This is a genomic window from Streptomyces sp. NPDC059455 (assembly GCF_042750115.1).
Classification (GTDB): domain Bacteria; phylum Actinomycetota; class Actinomycetes; order Streptomycetales; family Streptomycetaceae; genus Streptomyces; species Streptomyces endocoffeicus.
The window spans coordinates 99481-120374 of the sequence record NZ_JBHYVB010000006.1; the positions used below are offsets into that span (position 1 = coordinate 99481).

Consider the following 20894-nt stretch of genomic DNA (forward strand, 5'->3'; position numbering starts at 1 on the left):
GCTCTACGACAAGCTCATCCATGAACAACCCGGATCCGATGAACTCCGCTGGCGAAAGGCCTGGGCGCTGGTCAATCTGGCGCAGGCCCTGTGGGGCAAGCCCGATCACGTCCAGGGCGCACAGCGCGCCGTGGAGGCCACCGACCTGCTCCGCCAACTCGCCACCGGGAACCCCGGGAAGTATCGCGGAGGGCTGGGCGACTGGCTGATGTTTCCGACGATCCCCTACCTTCGGCAGTCCGGCCGGCGGGACCAGGCGCTCACACGGGCGCGGGAAGCCGTGGACATCTACACCGCGCTCAACGCCACGGACCCCGAGGCCTATGGGCCGAAGCTGGCGGCGGCGAAAAAGCTCGTCGCCGATATCCAGGCCGATGGGCGGTGAAGATGTCCAGTCCGGCTGACGCGCCCAGGGGCCTCACGGCCCTTGGCGGTCAGCAAGGCGGTGGGCCGAGGGCGGCAGAGGAGGAAGCGGTGCCACGAGTTGGTGGGCGGCCGCGTATATGACGGCTTGAGTGCGATCGCGCAGACCCAGCTTCGCCAGGATCCGGGATACGTGTGTCTTGACCGTCTCGTCGCCGATGCCCAGGGCGCGGGCGATCTCCGTATTGCTGTGCGCCTGGGCCACGAGTATCAGGACCTCGTGCTCACGGGCCGTCAGTCTGTCAAGCTCGGTGGAGGACGCGGGCGGCGCGATGCTGCCGGCGAAGCGGGAGATGAGACGGCGCGTGACCGAGGGATCGATGATGGCATCACCTCTGTCGGCGATGCGGATGGCCGCGATCGTCTCCTCGGGAGGGACGCTCTTCAGGAGGAATCCGCTGACTCCCATGTGGAGGGCGCTGTAGACGTAGCTGTCGTCGTCATAGGTGGTGAGCACGATGACTTTCGTGGTGTTGCCCGGCCTGCCGAGGATGCGTTCCGCCGCGCGCAGTCCGTCCAGTCGCGGCATACGGACGTCCAGGATGGCGACGTCGGGTGTCAACCTGATGGTCTCTTCGACGGCCGCCTGGCCATCGGCCACTTCCGCGACACAGCACAGGTCGTCCTGGGTGCTCAGGACCGCTTTCAGTCCCGAGCGGAACATGGCGTGATCGTCGGCCAGGAGAATACGCAGACTCATATGCCGTCCATGGAGAAGGTGGCGGATATCTTCCAGTCGGCTTCGCCGTGTACCGGTCCGTACGAGACGAACCCGTTGAACATACCGACTCGGCTGCTGATGCCCTCGAGGCCCCGGTGCGGAGAATCCTCCACGGGCCGCTCCGAGGCGGCGATCGGGTTGACCGCGGTGACCGTGATGCGCGAAGTGCCGTAGCGCAGGGTGATGTCCACATGGCCGTCGCCGTGGCGCAGGGCGTTGGTCAGCATCTCCTGCACCACACGATAGACGGCGATGTCCAAGGACCCCTCCAGTTCCTGTCGGGCGCCCTGGACGCTGACGTTCGTCTCGAGACCGGCGGCGGACACGGCCTGAATGAGCTGGTCGAGGTCGCGCAAACCCGGTTGCCGTGCGCCTTCAGCGGGGCTGTCGTGCAGGAAATCCAGCAGGCGGCGCAGGTCGAGAAGGGCCGCTCGGCTGGAGGTCTCCACCGCCGCGAGCGCCGTCGACACCGGTGACACCTCCTTGCCGGAGAGTCCCAGCCGGGCGGCTCCGGCATGCACACCGATGGCGCTCACATGATGGGCGATGACGTCGTGGAGGTCCCGGGCGATGGCACTGCGGTCCTCGGCGATGGCATTCGCGAGATTCTGCCGGGCCAACTCGCGCTCCCGGACGGCCCGCTGTTCCAGCTCGGCGATGTGGGCGCCCCGGGCCGTGGTGTAGCGGCCGACCAGCCAGGCGAGGAGGGCCTCTTTCACCGCGCTCAGCAGAATCGAGCGCCATTCGGTGAGATCGGTCGTGCCGCCGAGTGTCCTGGCCCCGATGGATCCCGCGGCCAGGTAGAGGAGGGCCAGAACAGCCGGTAGGCCGTTCAGCCAGGCTCCGGCCCGATAGGCCGCTATGAGCAATCCGGCGTCGTTCGTGTCCGGCAGTGGGCTGCCGCTGGGCAGTACCAGCGCACCGGCCACGGCCAGTGCCGCCTGGGCGAGAGCCACGACTCCCGAAAGCCGGGCCGAACTCGCAAGTGCCGCATCCACCAGGGCGATCCCGGCCAGCAGGCACCAGAAGGACACGGCGGGATACACATGCGAACCCTCGTAGGAGAAGGCGAGCGTATCCGCGAGCAGGCAGAAGCCCGCCACCATGAGGGACTGCCGGGTCAGGGACCCACTCGGGTCCCGCATCTGAGCGGACAAGGCCCCTCTCTCAGGATGTCCGCATGCCCGCACCACGGGCATGCGGGAAGGCGGAACGTGCGGTCGGAATGCCACCTTGTACGGGGCCGGTCGCACCAGGCATGCACTTATGGTGCACGAGCGGCGCAGAAAAACCTTCCCGCGCCTGGGGGAGGCATTGTCCCCCGAGCGGGGGACATGACGTGCCTCGGGTGCGTGATGACACCGCGTGGGGGCGGTTCTTAGTGTCTGCCGCGTGAACGACAACCCACCCCCTGTATCCGTTCGCGGCAGACGCGCCGGCCGGAATCGCCCTGGTATGTCACGCGCGGCGCGAGTGGCGGCGGCCGTGCTCTGTGTCCTCGGCCTGTCCGTCACCGTGGGATCCCCCGCACGGGCGGATTCCACGGCTGGAGGCGACTTGCAGGTCGCGCAGACGCTCGGCGACCGCGACCTGACCTTCATCCTGCGGCGCGTCACCGGGCTGCCCGGCCCCCTGCACGTGGATGTGCTCACTCATCGAGGCACCGCCGCGGGGACACTGCGCCTGGGTACCGTTCCCACGGGTGCGTCGGCGGATCGGGCGGAAGGTTCCTCGGTGGGGACCACCACCAGCAGCGTCTCGGTCAAGCTCGGCAGCACACCGGGGTCCTACAGCGCCGCCCTGGACATCGAGCGGGCCGGGCCCTGGGAACTCGTCGTCGACGACGGACCCCGCACCGCGCGGATTCCCTTCACGGTGCCGGGCCAGGCCACGTCTCCGCCGGAACTCGCCGTGTTCGGCGGTTTCGTCACCGCTGGTGTGCTCATGCTGGTGACCCTGTTCGTCGCTGTCCGGGCCCGGCGCGGGGGCTGGGTGCTGCTGCCGGCAGGAGGTGTCGTGGCCGCGCTCGCGGTAGCCGTGACCGCCGCACTGCTGTCCACTTCCTTGCCTCTGCCGCCCGAGCCGGGCGGGCAGGTGGATGCCACGAAGGACAACGTCACCGATCCCTACTCGGTCGTCCGGCCGGTGACGAACGACTACTCCCGGCCGCCCGCCTCACTTGAGTTGGGTTCGTACCGGGCCAAGGCGGCGGAACGGGGCACACTCCGGTTGAGCGTGAACGACGGCTCCACCGGCCTGCCCGCGGACGATCTCCTCGTCCACGACGGTGCCCTGATGCACCTGCTGGTCATCGGACCGACCGGTGAGCTCTGGCACCTGCATCCCGTACGCACCGCGCCCGGCACCTACGAGGTTCAGCTGCGGCTGCCCGCGGCCGGCCACTACGCCGTGTCCGCGGAGTTCGCCCGGCGCGGTGGCGGAATCCAGCAGGTGCGCTCGGCAACCGGCCTGACCGTCGCCGACGGTTCCGCGCGTGGCGGCCCTCCGACCCTGCCCGCCGAACTCGCCCCGCAGGGGCCGGGAACGCGGACGATCGGCGGTGTACCGGTGCGCCTGTCGGCGCCCGCACCCAGAGCGGGAGAAGCGACCACCCTGATCGCGCGCGTCGGCGACACACCGACGCTCCAGCCCTGGCTCGGCATGGTCGGTCACATGATCGTGGTCGGGCCGCTCGACAGGGCGGACGCGACCAGCCCCACAGGCATGGGACAAGCCGCCCAGGGCGCACCCGTCTGGGCTCATGCGCACTCCATGGGCGGCGACATGAGCAGCGACTCCACACACGACATGGGAGGCGCTTCGGCCCACGACATGGCCGCCATGCAACACGGGAGGCACCCAGGCGGGGACGAGGGGGGCATGGGTTCGATGAGCGGGCTGATGCCGCTCAACGGCGACAGTCCCGCGGACGAGACCGTGGCCGCCTACGGGCCGGACGCCTCCTTCGTGTACACCTTCTCCCGCCCCGGCTACTACCGCGTGTGGATACAGGCCGAGAGCGACAGCGCCATCCTGACCGTCCCCTACCTTCTGCACGTGGCCCCGGCGGCGGGAGCGGCGAAGTGAGCGCCCGCACCGCCTCCCGCACCCCCATGGCCCGGTTTCTGTATGGGGTCGCCGCGGCGCTGCTGACGGTGTCCCTCGCCCTGGTGGCCATCGGATTCCTTCCGTCATGGACGGACGATGCCATCTCGCTGACCTCGGGCAGTGCCACCGACGAAGTGACACTGACCGTGGCCCGGCCCCGCACCGGCGCCACGGACGTCGATATACGCCTGGCCCCGCGCCGAGGAGAGCGAAGCGGACGTCCGCCCACCGTCACCCTGCAGGCCGTCATGCCCACCCACGGACACGCGACGCCCGCGGCACGCGCGCGGGTTCACAAGCCGGGCAGCTACTCCACAGCCGTCCACTTGATGATGCCGGGGCGCTGGACCTTCCACGTCAGCGTCGACTACGGCACACGGAGCGACCAGTTCGACTTCCCCCTGGCGATCTCCGGCTGAACAACCGACCACGCAAACGCCAGTAACCGCTCGCACGGTCATGAGACTCGCACGGTCATGAGAAAGGCATTCCCGTGAGCACAGCACTACCCGTCACCGGCAGCAGGGCATCCCAGTCATCCCTCGCCGTCAAAGTCTCCGGCGATGGCAGGACCGGCCCCATCGCCGCCAACACCGTCCTGGCCGGGACGACGCTGTCCCTGTTCGGCATCAGCTGGGACATCCAGTGGCACGTCGACGTCGGCCCGGACACGTTCTTCACGCTCTCCCACCTCATGCTGTACTCCGGCAGCGCCGTCGCCGGCATCGCCAGCCTGGCCATGGTCCTGATCGCGACCGCTGCCCAGCGCGCCGGCCGGTCCGTGGACCAGTTCCCCGGCGGCAAACCCGTGCGCGTCCTCGGCGGGGTCTTCCGGGCCCCACTGGGCTATCTGATCACCGGTACGGGGGCCGCCCTGTTCCTTCTCTTCGGGCTTCTGGACCTGTGGTGGCACTCGCTGTACGGCTTCGACGCCGTGCTGGACTCACCGCCCCACATCGGGCTGTTCCTCTCGATCTCCTTCACCATGGTGGGGAGCGTCATCGTCTTCGCCGCGGCGCGCGACACCCGGTGGGGCCGGGCAGGCGTGATCGTCAGTGTTCCCGTGCTCATCGTCTTCAGCCCCATCACGACGAAGGCATTCGGCGCACTGCCCCTGCCAGTGGACCCCGATCTCGTCGGGACCATCCTGTTCGCCACCCTCCTGCTGATCCTGGGGACGCTCACCATCGGCCGGCGGATGACCGCACTGACGATCGCCGCGACCCTCGGCGTCCTGCAGCTCGTCCTGTGGTGGTTCTCTCCCTGGGCGGCCCGCGTCTACGCCGATGCGACCGGTCTGCCGCTGCGTGACAACCTCGGCGACGATCCGCCGGAACTGCCCTCCGGGATTCCGGTGTTCATGCTCCTCTCGGCAGCGGCCATCACCGCACTGCTGTGGCTGAGCGGGAAGCGGGGCTGGTCGGGCCGCATCGCGCCGCAGATCATGGGCGCCGGAGGCGGAGCCGTGATCGGCCTCTCCCTCCCCGTCCAGAGCGCCCTGCTCGGCGATTCCGGCCCGACCGCGGCCGAACTGCTGAAGATGACGGCGGTGGGTCTGGTGACGGGCGTCCTCGCCGGGTACCTCGCCGCACGACTCGCCGTCCTGCTGCGCGAGCACTCCACCGCATCCGTCACGAAGGGCCGATGACCCATGCGCTCCTCACGTTCACCACTGCTCCTCGCCGTAGCCGTCGCATCCGGGTGGCTGCGAGACCACGCACGCCGAGTGCTGCTGGCCGCGGCCGCCGCGCTCGCGCTGGTGGCGGTTTCGACCGCGCCGGCCGCGGCGTACGCCCCGGTCGGCGTCGTCCATACCGAGCGGGTACCGGCGGGGCCCTACACGGTCACCGTCGGATTCTCCGAGTGGCCCCTGCGGGCCATGCAGTCACTCGACTTCACCTTCGCACCGGCCGACGGCGTCGCGGGAAAGTCGGGCAAGCTCACCATCGACGGGCCCGGCCTCGACGCCGAGGACCGGGAGACCCCGCTGAGCAGGCACCCCCGCAAACGGGATGTCTGGGGCCTGGATGTCCAGGCCCTGCCGGAACCCGGCACATGGAGCTTCACCTTCGACATCGACGGCCCGGCCGGCCACGGCCGCGGGACCCTGCGGAACGTCCGCGTGCTCGACCAGCCGGGCCCGCCCCTGGCCATCAGCTGGACGGTCTGCGCCATCCCGCCCATCGGGATGCTCGCCTACCTCGCTGTGGGCTGGCGGCGCAACAGGCCCTCCGAGAAGGTGGCCACACTCATCTGATCCGCCGTCCGTAAAGTCACCGGGACACTGCGATGGTTTCAGGATATGCCGATTCGCCGGGCTGAGGATCACGCACAACAGCGGTGAACCGTCCATGCATAAAAGGTCAGTAAGCCGCCGATGATCGCCGAATACCTGTTCGCCCTTCCCCGCTGCAAGGACTCTGACCAGGGCTGCCCCCGACGGTTGGACCAGCGAGCGGTGAGAGCGCCAGGGCGAGCGGACTCGGTGAATCGGACTTTCTGCCAGTCGCCCGCCGGGGTCGTATACCCCTGGGGGATACGGTGATTGCGGTGCCCGTCAAGGTGGGCTGGCGTAAAAATGGGGGCGTGGCAGAAATGGATCAAGCGGTCTTTGCGCGGCTGTGCGAGGAGCGCCAGTGGGGCCGGCCGGCGGTATTCCTCGCGGAATATGCTAAGGCCGCGGCCTGCCTGGGAGAACCGGGTCAGGTGACCGCGCGGCAATTTCATCGGTGGCGTCAGCTTGATCCACCATGCCCGGGACCGTCGAGGCAACGGGTGCTCGAGAAAATGTTCGGAAAGTCGCTGGGGCAGCTTGGCTTCACCCTTCCCCCTGGCCGCTGCCGAGTGGAATCAGCCCTGCCGGCCCCGCCCGTTGTCTCTGCCACCGGCGGGCGGCTTTCCGGGGAAGCCGGGGTAGTCGATGCCGCGGCGGGCACCGATGGGCTGAACGGCGCATTGGGCGCGGGATTGCGATTCGTCGTTCTCGGGCCGGTTCGTATCTGGCGCGGCCGTCAGGCACTGCCGATCCGCACGCCGCAGGAGCAAGCCGTGCTGTGCGTACTGCTGTTACGACGGGGATCCACCGCCACCGCGAGCGAGCTGGTCGACGCCGTGTGGGAAACCCCTCCGCCCCAGGCGATCGCCGCACTGCGCACCTATGCCTGGCGGCTGCGCCGGGCGCTGGGCCCCGGAGTGCTCTTGACGGACGCCGGTGGGTACGCGCTCCGGGCGCGACCCGAGGCGCTGGACCTCGAAGTGTGTCAGGGCTACGAGGCACAGGCGAAAGACGCCAGGGCGCACGGAGAACCGCACAAAGCGCGGAAGCTGCTCCACATGGCGGACGCGCTGTGGGACGGGCAACCGCTGGCCGGAGTCCCCGGCCCTTTCGCGCATGCCCAGCGCAGCCGTCTCGAGGAGTGGCGCCTGGGCCTGCTCGAGAAGGGGCTCGAGCTCGACCTGGAACTGGGACGGCACGCCGAGGTGGTCTCGGAGCTGACCGCGCTCATCACACAGCATCCTGTGCGGGAACGGTTACGAGCGCTGCTGATGCTGGCGCTCTACCGCAGCGGCCGACAGGCAGAGGCCCTGGGCGTCTACACCGACACCCGCCGCCTCCTCGCGGAAGAACTCGGCGTGGAGCCCAACCCGGAACTGGCCCGGTTGCACCAGCGCATCCTGCGCGCCGATCCCGCTCTCACCGGTCCACAGGAGTTCCCGGCCGACGGAGAGCCCGTGCACGCACCCCCACCGCGTCCTGCGCAACTCCCGGCAGGAGCAGCCGACTTCACCGGACGTGCCACCGCTGTGCACATCTTGCGGGAGCGGCTGCTGAACACCCACGGGACGGTGATGGCGCTCTCCGCGGTGCGCGGACTGGGCGGGGCGGGCAAGACGGCGTTGGCCGTGCACGTTGCGCAAGCGGTCAGGAAACATTTCCCTGACGGGCAGCTGTTTGTGGACCTCCTTGGCCAAGGTCCCCGCCCCGCCGATCCGGCAGCCGTACTGGGCATGTTCCTGCGCGCCCTGGGAACCCCGCCCGCGGATCTCCCGGAGGGGATACATGAGCGGGCGGCGCTGTACCGCTCAACCCTGGCCGACCGCCGTGTGCTGGTCCTGCTCGACAATGCCCATGACTCCGCGCAGGTTCGCCCGCTGTTGCCCGGTACTCCCGGCTGCGCCACGCTGATCACCAGCCGCTCCACCATGGCCGACCTCGACGGTGTCCACATGATCGACCTCAGCGTCATGGAACCGGGAGATGCCCTGGCCTTGTTCACCCGCATCGTTGGCGATCAGCGAGCTTCGGCCGAGCCCCAGGCCTGCCGTCAAGCGGTTGCCGCCTGCGGTTATCTTCCCCTGGCCATCAGAGTTGCCGCATCTCGTCTGGCGACTCGGCCCGGCTGGACCATCAATACCCTGACCGATCGCCTGGCCGACGTCCACCGACGCCTACAAGAACTACGGGCCGGAGATCTGGCCGTTCAGACAAGCTTCGAATTCGGATACGCGCAGTTGAACGCATCCCAGGCGCGTGCTTTTCGGCTTCTCGGACTCTGTGATGGGCCGGACATCTCGTTGAGTGCGGCTGTAGCCGCACTCGGCACACCAGCGCGGGAGACTGAACGTATCCTTGAGTCGCTCGTTGACACTTGTCTGCTGGAGTCGGTAGTCCCCGGCCGCTATCGCTACCACGACCTGCTACGACTTTACGCGTGCAGTTGTGCGGTGCGGGACGAGCGGCCGGAAACCCGGGCGGCTGCGTTCTCGCGGATCCTGGACTTCTATCTGTCCTCGGCGGCGCGCGTGTATGCCATGGAACGACCAGGGGACCGGCTCATCGAGCACCTGGCACGCATCGAGCACCTTGGGCAGGCCTTCCCCGATGCCAGCACCGCGCTCGCCTGGCTCTTGACCGAGGCCGATTGCCTGCTCTCCTGCGCCTACCAAGCCGCCAAGTCCTCCGATAAAGATGTCGTATGCCGCGCAGCAGATCTTCTTCTCGTTACGAGGGAACTGGTCGATTCCGGTGCTAGTTCCCTCTACTACGTGGCGGCAGAACAACCGGCCGACGCTGAGGCCGGCCGCACCGGCCTCGCCACAGGAGACCTGACTGCCGCGTGCTACGCATCGAATATGCGCGGCGTCATCGCGATCTATCGGCGTCGGTACGAAGAGGCTGAAGCGCACTTCCGCGAGGCACTCCACGGGTTCCGAACCGGCAATAACCTCTCGGGCATTGCCACCGCCCTATGCAATCTCTCTCGTGTACACGCTGCCACGGGGCGTACCGATAGCGCGATCGAACTCGCCATGCAGGGCATTGACCTCTGGAAGAGCCTCGGAGCGCATCGCACGTTGCTGACGGCCGGTTCGCTTTAGGGTCTGTCCTCAAAGATCGCGTCCAGCTGCCGGCCGATCTCGTAGGCCTCGGCGAAGGGCCCGTCGCCGAGCGCGGCACGCGCTCCCGGGCCGACAGGGTTACGTGTTCCGCGCCCGCCATTGTGCCGCCCTCGCCCTGGCCTCCTCGAACGTCAGCCCGGCGACCTCCGCCAGCGGGACATCCTTCAGCGGGCAGTCGGCGTAGTGGTCGGCCCTTTCGCTCGGAGCGGCGTCGCATCCGGGGCACTGTCGGGGAGGCATGGTGCTCCTTGTTCCTATGTCGAGTCGTGGTTGTCGGCCTGCCATCTCCGAATCGCGTTGCCTATGTATGGCATCACCCAGACGAGCAGCACAACGACGACCGGGGCGGCCGTAGTGCCGGCGGCGAACCACCGCCATGCGGGTGCCGCCGTGTGAGCCAGCGGGGCCAGGGCAAGACTACTTCCCGCCGCCAGGCACAAGAGCCCGGACGAGTAACAGAAGTCCGCTCTTCCGGCCAGGCTGATCCATCTGGAGTAGTGCTTCCGTTGGTCCTGAATCAGCTCCTCGTGCCGATCGTCGGACATCTCGGAAAGCGGACCCCACCAGGCTTCGACATCGCTGCGCGAGTACAGATACTGGCGGGAGCGAACTCCCCATACCACCGCCATGACCATGAAGAGCGTGGTCAGGGCGAGTGCGAGCAGGGTAGGGTCCGGCCAGCGGAACTTGTCGCGGTCCGTGATGACGAGCCCCAGCAGCGTGATGCTCGCACCACCCAGGAGGGGCGCCGCGGTCGTGTACTGCCCCTCGCGCGCGGCCGACCAGTTCAGAGGCGCGGGCTTGCGCCATGAAGGTTCCACAATCCCCCCTCGAAGGAGGCGGTCGGCGGTCATGTATGCCCTACCCGCCCCGATGAAATACCCGGATAAAGTACAGCGCGGTGGCTTGGGGTGGAATGCCTCGAACAGGCCAGAAGGCAGGTGCCGATGCGGCGGTTCGGGCGGAATCCGGGGTCCACGGGAAACGCCCGGCCGCCGCGTGCGGCGAGCGGGGGGCGGTCAGGCGCCCGCCCCCCGCGTCGCTCCGGGCGGACGGATAGCCTGGGCCCGTCAGCGAAGATCGCAGAAGGGCGGAGCACATGGCAGACATCATGGAGACGGCGGCGCGGAAGGTCTTCGAGCGCTACGACATCGACGGGGACGGCCTGGTCACCGCGGACGAATACCGTAAGGTCGTGGCGGAGTTGGAGGGCTCGGAGATCACCGAGTCGCAGGCCCAGGAGCTGATCGACTCGCTCGACACGGACGGCGATCGCCAGATGTCCTTCGAGGAGTTCTGGGCGGCCATGAACGCCTGACACCGCCGGGTCCGGTACGTGATCGTGCGGCAGGCGGTACGGCCCCTTCCCGTCATCGCGTGGATCGTGGACGACCGAAAGCGACGCCATGCGGAGACGGGTGGGGTCAGACGTCCAGCATTCCCGATGTGTCGATGACCTGACGGATCGCCCGGCCCGAGGCGAGCTCCTCCATCGCCGTGTTGATGCCGGTCAGCGGCAGGGTGCCGGTGTGCATTCGCTCCACCGGCAGCCGGCCCGCCCGCCACAGGTCCAGGAACCGGGGAATGTCACGGCGTGGTACCGCGTCGCCCATGTACGAGCCCAGCAGGGACTTGCCCTCGCCCGCGAACGTCAGCGCCGGGACCTCCAGCACCCGGTCGGGGGCGGGCAGGCCCACCGAGACGGCCGTGCCGCCCCGGGCCACGGCCGTCAGGCATTCGGCCATCACCTTCGGGCTGCCCACTGCCTCGACCGCCAGCTCGGCACCACCGGTAGTGAGGTCATGGATGGCCTCGACCGCCTCGCCGGGGGCGTACGCGTGGGTCGCGCCCAGCTGGAGGGCCAGCTCGCGCTTCTCCGGTACCGGGTCGACCGCGATGACCGGGTACGCGCCCGCCGCGCGGGCACCCAGCACCGCGGCCAGGCCCACGCCGCCCAGGCCGTAGACCACCGTCGACTGGCCGGGGCGCAGGGACGCCGTATTGATGACGGCTCCGGTGCCGGTCAGGACCGCGCAGCCGAACATCGACGCCACCGTGAACGGGATGTCCCGGGGTATCGGTACCACCGACTCCTGGGCCAGCACCGCGTGTTCGGAGAACGCGGAGACGCCCAGCTGGTGGTGGACCGGGTTGCCGGAGGCGTCGGTCAGCAGGGACGGGCCGTGCAGCAGCGCTCCCGACCCGTTGGCCGCGGCGGCCTGTGCGCACAGGGCGGGCCGGCCGGCCGCGCAGTCGGCGCAGCAGCCGCAGCTGGGCACGTAGACCAGGACCACGTGGTCACCGGGACGGACCCGGGCGACGCCCGGTCCGGTCTCCCGCACGATGCCCACCGCCTCGTGCCCCAGCGCCATCGGCAGCGGGCGGACCCGGTCGCCGTTGACCACCGACAGGTCCGAGTGGCAGAGCGAGGCGGCGGCGATCCGGACCAGCACCTCGCCCTCGCGCGGGGCGCCCAGCTCCAACTCCTCCACCTCGACCGGGCGGGTCTCGGAGTAGGGACGGGCGGTCGATATGGAGCGCAGCACCACCGCGCGGGTCTTCATGCCCGCACCTCAGGACGCGGGGCGCAGCGCAGCACGTCACGGCTCTCCAGCAGCGGGACGACCTTGCCGAGCACGATCTCCTGGAAGTGCGGGGTGGCGCAGTGCGCGGTGAAGTCGGCTTCGGAGACGTACTCCTCGTACAGCACGATCGCCCGCGGGTCCTCGGTGCCCTGGTGGACGCGGTAGGCGAGGTTGCCCGGTTCCTGGCGGGACGCGGCGGCTGTCGTGTCGAGCAGGGGGAGGACGGTGTTCTCCGCGCCCTCCTTGGTGCGGTAGCGGGCGACGACGACGTATGACATGGGGGCTTACTCCTGGGAGGGTGTGGCAGGTCGCTTGAGTGCGGAGGGCGGAACCGGCGGCAGCTGGTCGCGGCGCAGATGCCAGAGGCGGGGGTCGGACGTGGCGGCGGCGACGGATCCGAGGGCCAGCGCGAGCGCCACGTCCGCGGGGGTCTCCACGAAGCCCGCGGCGACCGACGGGGACATCGCGCGCTGTGCCTGCTCGCTCATCCGGGCGACGATCGGGGCGGGCATGATCTCGACCAGGTCCGGCGCCCCGCGCGAGATCGCGTCCGTGGAGCGGCGCAGATTGGACCGGTCGGTGACGAACACCTTCATCATCGTCAGCAGGCCGAGCGGCCGGCCCTTCTCGATCAGCGAGAGCCGGGTGCTGACCACGCCGTGCGCGCCCATGTTCTTGATGAACTCCAGCGCGCCCCGGTCCTGGGCCAGACCGGGGCTGCTGTCCACGTTCACGAACACGGTCTTCCCCGCCCGGACCAGCGCCGGCACGGCCTTGGGCAGCTGCCCCACCGTGAGCGACGCGACGATGCACACCTTGGCCGGTGCGGTCAGGAACTGCCGCAGCGGCTGGGTGGTGACGACCGACGCGATGACCGGGACCTCGGCCAGCGCGGAGGCCAGCTTGGCATTGATCGGGGCACCGGACCGGGACGGCGAAGGAGTCATGGCGAGGGCCTACCTGGGGGTCAGGGATCTGTGGCTACTGAGGTCAGCTCAGCGGAGAGGAGGTCAGTTCAGCGGAGACGTACCGAAGTGGCTGGGAAGGCCCAGCTTGCCAGGGTTGAGGATGCCGACCGGGTCCAGGGCCCGCTTCACCGCGACGAACGTCGGGAAGCCCGCCCCGAGGGATTCCTCCAGGTAGGGGCCGCGCAGCAGACCGCAGCCGTGGTGGTGGCTGAGCGCCGCGGCGTGCTTGATGAGTACGGCGTTGGCCGCGTCCCACACCGAGCGGTACCAGTCGCGGCGCGCCTCGGGCGCCACGTTTCCGCGGAGGGAGAAGTAGACGCAGGCGCCGTCGGTGTACGCGTGGGACTGGTGGGCCGAGGCGGCCAGGGTGCCGTCCACCGCTTGGATCGCGGCGACCACCTCGTGGTAGATCACCGGGAGGTCGGTCCAGGACGCGGCCATCTCCAGGGTGTCGGCGACAAAGCCCGGCCCCGGGTTGAAGCCTTCGGCGGACTTGCCGACCAGCATCCGTTCGTCCAGCCAGCGCTCGAAGACGGCCCGGCTGTCCAGCTCGGGGCCGTACTCCTCACAGACTTCCTTCGCCACCTCGATCGACGCGTCGACGATGGCCGGGTCGCCCTCGTCCGCGATGAGCAGGAGGTTGGTCTCCGGGTGGCCGAAGTGGTTGCCCGACTCCAGCGCGTCGTACAGGCGCAGGACGGCCGGGGTGGCGCCGCGCCGCATGATCCTGCGGCAGGCGTCCAGGCCCTCCGCGAAGGTCTTGAAGCCGTACGCGGCGGCGCTCGCGTACTCCGGCAGCGGGTGGACCCGCAGCCGGGCCGAGACGATGACACCGAGGGTGCCCTCGGAGCCGATGAACAGCTGGCGCAGGTCCGGGCCGACCGCGGCGCGGGCGTAGTCGCCGTAGGTGGCCCGGGTGCCGTCCGCGTGTACGACGTCGACGCCGATGACCATGTCCTCGATCTTGCCGTAACGCGTGGAGAGCTGACCGGCGCCGCGGCAGGCTATCCAGCCGCCGACGGTGGAGACGGCGAACGCGGACGGCCAGTGGCCGGTGGTGACGCCGTACTCCTCCTGGAGCTCCTTCTCGAAGAGATCGCCGAACATGCCGGCCTGGACGTCCACGACGTTCGACTCGGCGTCGAAGCCGATGATCTGGTTCAGCCCACACATGTCCAGGACCACACCGCCGAAGACGGGGAGCGCGGCACCGGTGACGTTGGAGCGGCCCGCGGACGGGGTGACCGGGATACCGGCCTCGTGGCAGATCCGCAGCACGGCCACCACCTGGTCCGCGTCGGCCGCCTCGACGATCACGGCGTTCGGGGTGGCGGGCCGCCCCTCGGTCTCGCCGATCATCGAACCGGCCCACCAGTCACGGGTCCGGGTGACGACCTCGTCGCGGGAGGTGTGCACCGTGTGCGCGGCCTCGCGCAGCGCCTCGACCACGGACTCGGGGATCTCGACCGGGTTCACCTGGAGCGCGGCCTCGCCGTCACCGATCGGGGTGTTCCGCGCCCATGTGGCGAAGCTGGGGGCGCCGACGGTGTAGTTGCCCCGGTTGAACGGGTGGGTGATGGTCTGACGGCTGATCATGCTGCTGCCCCTTCGAGGAGTACGGACTTTTCGTGGCGGACGGCGACGAGGTACTCGGTGACCGAGCGCTCGACCTCCGCCTCCGTGAGGTTCAGTTCCTGGCCGAGGATCGCGCCCACGGCCTCGGCGGCGTCGACGGACGCGTCCCGGGCGAACAGCCGGGCGCGCGTGCGGCGGGACAGGACGTCGTCGACCGACCGGGCCAGCTCGGCACGGGCCGCGTACACGACCTCCGCCTTGGTGTACGGGAGTCCGGCGACGATCGGCTCGGCCAGCGACGGGTCGTCCTGGATGAGGTCGCCGACGAAGCGGGCCTCGGTGCCGAAGCGCTCGCCCAGGTGGGCGGCGATGCCACCGGACGCGGCGACGGCCTCGGAGTCGTAACCGGCGCCGCCGAGGAGCGGAAGGGCGGTGGTGCGGCTCTTACCCCTGCTGCCGAGGACCGTCATCACCTTGTCGATGACGAGTTCGCCCATGTGCCGGCTGGTGGTGAGCTTGCCGCCGGTCACCGTCACCATGCCGGTGCGGCCGACGGTGATGTGGTGGTCGCGGCGCATATCGAGGGTGGCGCCCTCCTTGCCGCCGACCAGCGGGCGCAGACCGCCGATGGAGCCGACCACATCGTCCGCGGTGAGCTTTCCCTCGAAGGCGGTGTTGGCGCCCTCCAGCAGGAAGTCCATCTCCTCGCGGGTGCAGTGCACATCGTCCGGGGAGCCCTGGTAGTCCTCGTCGGTGGTGCCCAGCACGACACTGTCGCCCCAGCGGGTGCAGGTCGCGCGGCGGGCCCGGCCGGGGACCGGCACGGTGACCGTGCAGTTGATCCGCACCTTGTCCCACGGCACCACGATATGGACGCCCTTGGCGGGCCGGACCTGTGGCCGGTGGCCTTCATCCGCCTTCGCGTCCAGCTCGTCGGTCCACACCCCGGTGGCGTTGACGACGGCCCGCGCGCGGATGTCGATGGTGTCGCCGTCCGCCGAGACCCGGGCACCGGACACCTTGCCCAGCTGCGTCAGCAGGCCCTCCGCCCTGGCCCCGTTGAGGACCGTCGCGCCGAGCGCGGCGGCGGTGCGGACGATGGTGAGGACGAGCCGGGCGTCGTCGGTGCGGGCGTCGAAGTACATCAGCCCGCCCTTGAGGTTCTCGGCGCGCAGCGTCGGAGCCTGGGCGAGCACCTCGGGAACGGTGAGCCGCTGGTGGAGCTTGCCGATCCGCCATCCGCCGACCAGGTCGTACGTCCACAGCAAGCCCTCGAAGCCCTTGGCGAGGCGGGCGTCGAAGACACCCTCCTTGTCCAGGATCGGGAAGAGGAACGGCAGCCGGCGCACCAGGTGCGGGGCGTTCTTCCGGAAGCGGTGGCGCTCCAGGAGCGAGTGGCGGACCAGATTGACGTTGCCCTGCTCGATGTAGCGCAGACCGCCGTGCACCATCTTCGACGACTTCGACGAGGTGCCGGAGGCGAAGTCGTCCTTCTCGACCAGGGCCGCGCGCAGACCGCGCGAGGCGGCGTCGAGTACGGCGTACGCCCCGGTGATGCCACCTCCGATGACGAGCACGTCGTACCTGTCGTCGGCCAGTCGGCGCTTGAGGGCGGCCCGGTCGAGCAGCAGCGGCGTCCGACGGGTCGCCGCGGCGGTGCGCCGCGGTTTCCGGGCGGGCATGGTGATCACAACATCAACTCCTGGTGTTTCGGTTCGGCGGCCGCGTGGTCGGCGGGCCGCCAGCGCGACGGTCAGTGGGCCGTCAGTGGGGGGTGTGAGATTCGGGCGGGCCCTCCCGCGGGGGGAGCGGCGCGGGGTCGTTCAGCTGGGCGATCAGCACATCGCGCCAGGCCGTGCGCAGTTCGGTGCGCTCGGCCGACGCGATCGACGGCTCGAATACCCGGCCCTGCGGCCGCGCCTCGACGATCTCCTCGAGCGAGGGCCACAGGCCCTGGGCGACCCCGGCCAGATAGGCGGTGCCGCGCAGGCTCGCGGTGGCGGAGTCGGCGACCCGCTCCAGCGGCAGGCCGGTCAGGTCGGCCTGGATCCGCATCAGCGGGTCGCTGCCGGCGACGCCGCCGCCGACCCGGAGCCGGGTGAACGGAGTGCCCATGGTGTCGGCGACCCCGTCGATCAGATCGCACACCGAGTGCGCGATCCCGTCGAGCACGGCGCGGGCGAGATCGGCGCGAGTGGTGGCGAGAGTGAGCCCGGTGAGGGACGCGGTGGCCTCCGGGTGCCAGACCGGCGTACGGACCCCGGCGAGCGCCGGGATGAAACGCGGGGTGCGGCCCGGCCGGGTGGGGACCCGGCCCGCTTCCTCACCGAGCTCCTTCGGCGACGTGAACAGGCCCAGATCGTCACAGAGCCAGCGCAGCGCCGAACCCACGGTGGAGGTGTACGCCTCCAGGCTGTAGTGGCTGATGTCGCCCTGCCGCCGGCCGGGCTGGGCAAGCACCCCGGAGATGTCCGACCGGGGCAGGGCGGGCGTGGTGCCGGTCGCCGCGTCGACGAACGCGCCGGTCCCGTACATGCACATGCCCTGTCCGGCGGCGAGACCGCCGAGCGCGACGAGTGCGGCGTGCTGGTCGCCCATGGAGGCGGCCAGCGGGACGGCGATACCGAGGGCGGCCGGGTCGGTCGTACCGAATCCGGCGTCGTCGGAGCGGAGCTCCGGCAGCAGGCCGAGGGGGAAGCCGAGGTGGCCGATCCACTCCTCGTCCCAGGCGTGCCGCTCCAGCAGATAACCACCGGTGGACGCGGCGTTGGTCGGGGTGGTGGCGTGCACGACGCCACCGGTGAGGCGCCAGATCAGCCAGGTGTCGACGGTGCCGAAGAGCAGCCGCCCCGCCCGGTGCGCCTCGGCCACCTCCGGGTGCGCGGCGATCTGCCGGGCGGCCCAGCGGAACGGGGCGCGGGCGCCGACCGGCCGGCCCTGCCGGGCCAGCAGGACGGCGTCCCACTCCGCCTCGTAGGCGGTGAGCTCATGCGCGTACCGGCGGTCCTGCCACACCACCGCGGGCAGCAAGGGCAGCCCGGTGACCCGGTCCCACAGCATCGCCGTGGCACGCTGGGTGGACAGCGCGACCGAGGTGATCTCGACGCCGTCCGCGCGTGCCCCGCCGACGGCCCGGCGTGCCACCTCGAGGGTGGCGGTCCAGATCTCCATCGGGTCCTGCTCGACCGAGAGGTCATTCGGATGGCTGACCTTGATCGGCCGGTAGAACACCTCGTGGGTGGCGCCCGAGTCGAGCACGACTCCGGCCCGGGTGCCCGTGGTGCCCTCGTCGATGGACAGCACACCGCGCCGTGGGGAGGCGCCGGGGAACCTCTGGGTCATGGCAGCCCTTTCATTCGAGCACCGCGAGCGAGCCGTGCGGAGGGATTCGGAGGGGACGGATGCGGATCGGAGGGGACGGATGCGGCGGAGGCGGAGGGAAGGGATACGGAAGGGACGCACGCGGAGGGGAGGGGGCCACCGTGCGGTGTGCCAGGTCCGGCGGTGGGTCAGGGCGCGGTCACGGAGAGCGCCGCAGCGGCCTCGCGGTCCTGTCCGGCGACCTCGTCGGGCGAGGCGGCCTTCGTCGGGTCCCACTTGATCAACAGGCAGGTGATCAGGCCGAGCAGCGGCACGACGGACAGCGTCAGGAAGGTGTCGGCGAGCCCGAGCGAGTCCTTGATCTGCGGAAACACATACAGGCCGACGACACTGCCGAAGCTGCCGACCATTCCGGTGACACCGGTGCCCAGGGCGCGGACGTCACTGGTGTACGAGAGCGCGGCGATGGACTTGCCATTGGCCCCGGGGCCCGCCGAGTGACAGAGGATGAACAGCACCGGCAGCAGGAACGCCACGGCCGTGGGTACCTTCTCGAAGGTTAGTCCCATCGCCACCAGGGCCACGAAGACCCCGGCGAAACCGGCGGCGGAGCTGAGCCGCAGCCCGAGGCGGCGGCCGAAGTACGCGGACAGCAGCCCGCCCGCGATACCGAAGGCGTTGAACACCATCGAGCCGATGGTGGCCTTCTCGAAGCTCTCGCCGAAGATCGTCAGACTGATCAGCGGGAGGTACCAGCCGACCGCGAAGTACTGCATCGACTGCCCGAGCGAGATCACCGACGAGAGGATCGTGCGCGGCAGGTACTCGCCCTTGAACAGCAATCCGGTCTGGCGGAACCCGATGGCCGGTGCCTCGGCCGCGGTGCGGGTCATCGCGTCGGGCGTACCGACGACGGCCTTGATCCCGTAGATCCGGTCCAGGTTGGCGACGGACTCGTCCAGCCGGCCCCTGCCGGCCAGCCAGGTCGGGCTCTCCTTGAGCATCAGCGCCTGGCTCAGCAGCAGCGCGACGGCGACGACCGCGGCCGAGCCGACCGACCAGCGCCAGATGTCGGCGCCGACGTCCAGGTTGAAGAAGACCAGGGCCAGGACGAGGTTGCTGGTGGTGGCGACGTACCAGACGGCTTGCCACAGGTTGAGCCGACCGCCCAGTTTCGCGGGTGTGTACTCGGCGAGCAGCGCCATGGCGACCGCGAAGTCGATGCCGTACGCGACACCCACCAGGACCCGGCCGAGCCACACGACGGTGAAGCCACCGGCGAACGCGGCGAGCAGGCCACCCGCGAGCGCGAACACCTTGGCGATGAGCAGTGGGGGAACGCGGCCGATGCGGGTGGCGAGCCAGCCACCGAGGGGGTTGAAGATGATGGCCAGCGCCGGAGCAGTGGCCGTGAGGACCGAGACTTGGGTGCTGGTGAGCTCCATCTGGGTCGTCATGGGCCCCAGACCGGCGCTCAGCGCCGCGTTCGAGTAGGCGTCGAGGAACAGCCCGCCGAACACGAGGAACCAGATGATCTGCGCCCGGCCGGTGATCTTTCCCAGCCCATCGATGAGCGCGACGACGTCGGCGACGCCTCTGACGCTCGGACGTTGTGCCATGAATCCGCCTTCGAGGAAGACCTACCGGCGGCACGGGGAGCACAGAAAAACAGGCACGACGAAGCCACCGACAGGTGGTCTGTGTCTGTGCCTGCCAAAAGACTGCGGAAAGCGCCGCAGCACGTGAACTGCTGGAACCGCCAATGACGCGGTGCAGCGAGATTAGGAACGAGCCATGCGAAACGTCAAGGGTTTCGGCCAGGTTGCCGAAACGTGACGGGTCGGCCGCCTCGACCGGCATCTCGCCGGTGAGGTCAGCCACGACCGGCTCGCGGTGCGCGGCTGGTCGATGGCGCTCACGGCGTCGGCGTGTAACGGGAGTGTATTAGGGGACGGTTGGGCGGAACGGTCCGCGGATCGAGTCGATCTTGGGGGCCAGAAACGCTCGCTCGTACCGACTCGTACGGAGCAGGCGGCGCCCCCAACCGATCCTGAGGAAAAAACGATGCGCATACACAAGCTCACCATCGCCGCCCTGGCCGTTGCCGCGGGTCTCTCGCTCACGGCCTGCCAGAACGACGACGACAGCGCGGGAAAGAGCGACCCGTCGTCCGCGTCCAGTGCGTCTTCCTCGGGCGGTGGTTCGGGCTCGGGCGGCTCGGATCAGGGCGGCGGGAAGGACTCCGGCGAGCAGGGCACAGCCGCCGGGACCGGCTCCAACGAGGACGGCAAGATCGACAAGTGCCGCACCGACGAGTTGGAGGTCACGGCGGCGGACCGCACCATCGACGGCGACGGCGAGGGCACCGTCGCGGTGACGCTGAAGAACGGTGGCGGCCGGGACTGCGCGATCTCCGGGTTCGCGGGCGTCGACCTGAAGACCAGCGAGGGGGCGCTGTCCGCGAAGCGCAGTGGTCAGCCGGCCGACACGCACATCCTCAAGGACGGGGAGTCGACGTACTTCGGCGTCAACTACCCGGTCAATGACTCGGGCGGCTCCGGCGTCCGCGTCACGGGACTCGTGGTGACCCCGCCGAACGAGACGAAGTCGGTCACCCTCGACTGGCCGGGCGGCGGCACACTCCCCGTCACGGACGGTTCCGGCTCCCCGGTGAAGGTCGGCCCGATCGGGGGCATCGGTCAGGGCGGCTGACCCGTACGTCCCAGGGTTGGGGGGGGGGGGGGCGGGGCGCCCGCCCCCCCACCTCTCCTGTGGGGGGGGGGCGCGGCTGGG

General features: G+C 69.8%; 18 protein-coding genes and 1 pseudogene. 8 read left to right on the forward strand and 11 right to left on the reverse strand.

The features are described from left to right. Positions 1–385 (forward strand): annotated as a pseudogene (locus tag ACFXB5_RS03770) (tetratricopeptide repeat protein); the annotation flags it as partial. 33 nt (positions 386–418) lie between these two features. Here the strand turns inward: ACFXB5_RS03770 and ACFXB5_RS03775 are convergent. Together ACFXB5_RS03775 and ACFXB5_RS03780 are read right to left on the reverse strand one after the other, a co-directional pair. Beyond that, on the reverse strand, positions 419–1123 hold the full coding sequence (locus ACFXB5_RS03775) for a response regulator (RefSeq protein WP_385202015.1): 705 nt from the start codon (positions 1121–1123) through the stop codon (positions 419–421). Next, complete coding sequence (locus tag ACFXB5_RS03780; RefSeq protein ID WP_385202017.1) at positions 1120–2289, reverse strand: sensor histidine kinase; 1170 nt, start codon at positions 2287–2289, stop codon at positions 1120–1122. The genes ACFXB5_RS03775 and ACFXB5_RS03780 overlap by 4 nt, the downstream gene beginning before the upstream one ends. A 310-nt stretch (positions 2290–2599) precedes the next feature. On the opposite strand from ACFXB5_RS03780, the gene ACFXB5_RS03785 reads away from it, so the two are divergent. The 5 genes from ACFXB5_RS03785 (at position 2600) to ACFXB5_RS03805 (ending at position 9631) form a co-directional block, all read left to right on the forward strand. Continuing rightward, on the forward strand, positions 2600–4231 hold the full coding sequence (locus ACFXB5_RS03785) for a hypothetical protein (protein WP_385202019.1): 1632 nt from the start codon (positions 2600–2602) through the stop codon (positions 4229–4231). Then, positions 4228–4671, forward strand: coding sequence for a hypothetical protein (locus ACFXB5_RS03790; RefSeq protein WP_385202021.1), 444 nt, complete (start codon positions 4228–4230; stop codon positions 4669–4671). Before ACFXB5_RS03785 ends, ACFXB5_RS03790 begins: the two co-directional genes overlap by 4 nt. Before the next feature lie 74 nt (positions 4672–4745). Continuing rightward, a complete protein-coding gene (locus ACFXB5_RS03795; protein ID WP_385202023.1) occupies positions 4746–5900 on the forward strand; it encodes a hypothetical protein in 1155 nt (384 codons plus the stop codon). 3 nt (positions 5901–5903) lie between these two features. Beyond that, a complete protein-coding gene (locus tag ACFXB5_RS03800) occupies positions 5904–6509 on the forward strand; it encodes a hypothetical protein (protein ID WP_385202025.1) in 606 nt (201 codons plus the stop codon). A gap of 293 nt (positions 6510–6802) precedes the next feature. Next, positions 6803–9631, forward strand: coding sequence for a BTAD domain-containing putative transcriptional regulator (locus ACFXB5_RS03805; RefSeq protein ID WP_385202027.1), 2829 nt, complete (start codon positions 6803–6805; stop codon positions 9629–9631). Between the two features lie 99 nt (positions 9632–9730). Here the strand turns inward: ACFXB5_RS03805 and ACFXB5_RS03810 are convergent, their stop codons facing one another. Then, positions 9731–9892 (reverse strand): hypothetical protein, encoded by a 162-nt coding sequence (locus ACFXB5_RS03810; protein ID WP_385202029.1) that lies wholly within the window; start codon positions 9890–9892, stop codon positions 9731–9733. Between the two features lie 14 nt (positions 9893–9906). After that, the gene (locus ACFXB5_RS03815; RefSeq protein WP_385202031.1) at positions 9907–10473 is read right to left on the reverse strand and encodes a hypothetical protein; all 567 of its coding nucleotides are present in this window, start codon (positions 10471–10473) and stop codon (positions 9907–9909) included. Positions 10474–10751: 278 nt separating this feature from the next. Here ACFXB5_RS03815 and ACFXB5_RS03820 point away from each other — a divergent pair, with 278 nt between their 5' ends. Continuing rightward, positions 10752–10970, forward strand: coding sequence for an EF-hand domain-containing protein (locus ACFXB5_RS03820; RefSeq protein WP_201850040.1), 219 nt, complete (start codon positions 10752–10754; stop codon positions 10968–10970). Positions 10971–11076: 106 nt separating this feature from the next. On the opposite strand, the gene ACFXB5_RS03825 is transcribed toward ACFXB5_RS03820, so the two are convergent. The 7 genes from ACFXB5_RS03825 to ACFXB5_RS03855 form a co-directional block, all read right to left on the reverse strand. Then, positions 11077–12216, reverse strand: coding sequence for a zinc-binding dehydrogenase (locus tag ACFXB5_RS03825; protein WP_385202033.1), 1140 nt, complete (start codon positions 12214–12216; stop codon positions 11077–11079). After that, complete coding sequence (locus ACFXB5_RS03830; protein WP_385202035.1) at positions 12213–12515, reverse strand: putative quinol monooxygenase; 303 nt, start codon at positions 12513–12515, stop codon at positions 12213–12215. The genes ACFXB5_RS03825 and ACFXB5_RS03830 overlap by 4 nt, the downstream gene beginning before the upstream one ends. A gap of 6 nt (positions 12516–12521) precedes the next feature. Further along, positions 12522–13184 carry a glycerol-3-phosphate responsive antiterminator gene (locus tag ACFXB5_RS03835; RefSeq protein WP_385202037.1) on the reverse strand — a complete coding sequence of 221 codons (663 nt, stop codon included), beginning with the start codon at positions 13182–13184 and terminating at the stop codon, positions 12522–12524. Between the two features lie 63 nt (positions 13185–13247). Continuing rightward, complete coding sequence (locus tag ACFXB5_RS03840; protein WP_385202039.1) at positions 13248–14801, reverse strand: FAD-binding oxidoreductase; 1554 nt, start codon at positions 14799–14801, stop codon at positions 13248–13250. Continuing rightward, positions 14798–16471, reverse strand: coding sequence for an FAD-dependent oxidoreductase (locus tag ACFXB5_RS03845; RefSeq protein WP_385202041.1), 1674 nt, complete (start codon positions 16469–16471; stop codon positions 14798–14800). Before ACFXB5_RS03845 ends, ACFXB5_RS03840 begins: the two co-directional genes overlap by 4 nt. Before the next feature lie 73 nt (positions 16472–16544). Then, positions 16545–18122: an FGGY family carbohydrate kinase gene (locus ACFXB5_RS03850; protein ID WP_385202043.1), complete on the reverse strand. Its 1578-nt coding sequence runs from the start codon at positions 18120–18122 to the stop codon at positions 16545–16547. A 167-nt stretch (positions 18123–18289) separates the two neighbouring features. Beyond that, positions 18290–19720, reverse strand: a complete 1431-nt coding sequence (locus tag ACFXB5_RS03855) for an MFS transporter (RefSeq protein ID WP_385202045.1) — start codon at positions 19718–19720, stop codon at positions 18290–18292. Between the two features lie 445 nt (positions 19721–20165). Between ACFXB5_RS03855 and ACFXB5_RS03860 the strand changes: the two genes are divergently transcribed. Continuing rightward, positions 20166–20813, forward strand: a complete 648-nt coding sequence (locus ACFXB5_RS03860) for a DUF4232 domain-containing protein (protein ID WP_201850051.1) — start codon at positions 20166–20168, stop codon at positions 20811–20813. Positions 20814–20894: the final 81 nt, after the last annotated feature.

What these genes read in the sequence shown, in the direction of transcription:
- ACFXB5_RS03830 (WP_385202035.1), bottom strand. Translation starts at nt 12,515, where the DNA reads ATGTCATACGTCGTCGTCGCCCGCTACCGCACCAAGGAGGGCGCGGAG.
- ACFXB5_RS03820 (WP_201850040.1), top strand. Translation starts at nt 10,752, where the DNA reads ATGGCAGACATCATGGAGACGGCGGCGCGGAAGGTCTTCGAGCGCTAC.
- ACFXB5_RS03810 (WP_385202029.1), bottom strand. Translation starts at nt 9,892, where the DNA reads ATGCCTCCCCGACAGTGCCCCGGATGCGACGCCGCTCCGAGCGAAAGG.
- ACFXB5_RS03825 (WP_385202033.1), bottom strand. Translation starts at nt 12,216, where the DNA reads ATGAAGACCCGCGCGGTGGTGCTGCGCTCCATATCGACCGCCCGTCCC.
- ACFXB5_RS03780 (WP_385202017.1), bottom strand. Translation starts at nt 2,289, where the DNA reads ATGCGGGACCCGAGTGGGTCCCTGACCCGGCAGTCCCTCATGGTGGCG.
- ACFXB5_RS03840 (WP_385202039.1), bottom strand. Translation starts at nt 14,801, where the DNA reads ATGATCAGCCGTCAGACCATCACCCACCCGTTCAACCGGGGCAACTAC.
- ACFXB5_RS03785 (WP_385202019.1), top strand. Translation starts at nt 2,600, where the DNA reads ATGTCACGCGCGGCGCGAGTGGCGGCGGCCGTGCTCTGTGTCCTCGGC.
- ACFXB5_RS03850 (WP_385202043.1), bottom strand. Translation starts at nt 18,122, where the DNA reads ATGACCCAGAGGTTCCCCGGCGCCTCCCCACGGCGCGGTGTGCTGTCC.
- ACFXB5_RS03860 (WP_201850051.1), top strand. Translation starts at nt 20,166, where the DNA reads ATGCGCATACACAAGCTCACCATCGCCGCCCTGGCCGTTGCCGCGGGT.
- ACFXB5_RS03800 (WP_385202025.1), top strand. Translation starts at nt 5,904, where the DNA reads ATGCGCTCCTCACGTTCACCACTGCTCCTCGCCGTAGCCGTCGCATCC.
- ACFXB5_RS03835 (WP_385202037.1), bottom strand. Translation starts at nt 13,184, where the DNA reads ATGACTCCTTCGCCGTCCCGGTCCGGTGCCCCGATCAATGCCAAGCTG.
- ACFXB5_RS03775 (WP_385202015.1), bottom strand. Translation starts at nt 1,123, where the DNA reads ATGAGTCTGCGTATTCTCCTGGCCGACGATCACGCCATGTTCCGCTCG.
- ACFXB5_RS03855 (WP_385202045.1), bottom strand. Translation starts at nt 19,720, where the DNA reads ATGGCACAACGTCCGAGCGTCAGAGGCGTCGCCGACGTCGTCGCGCTC.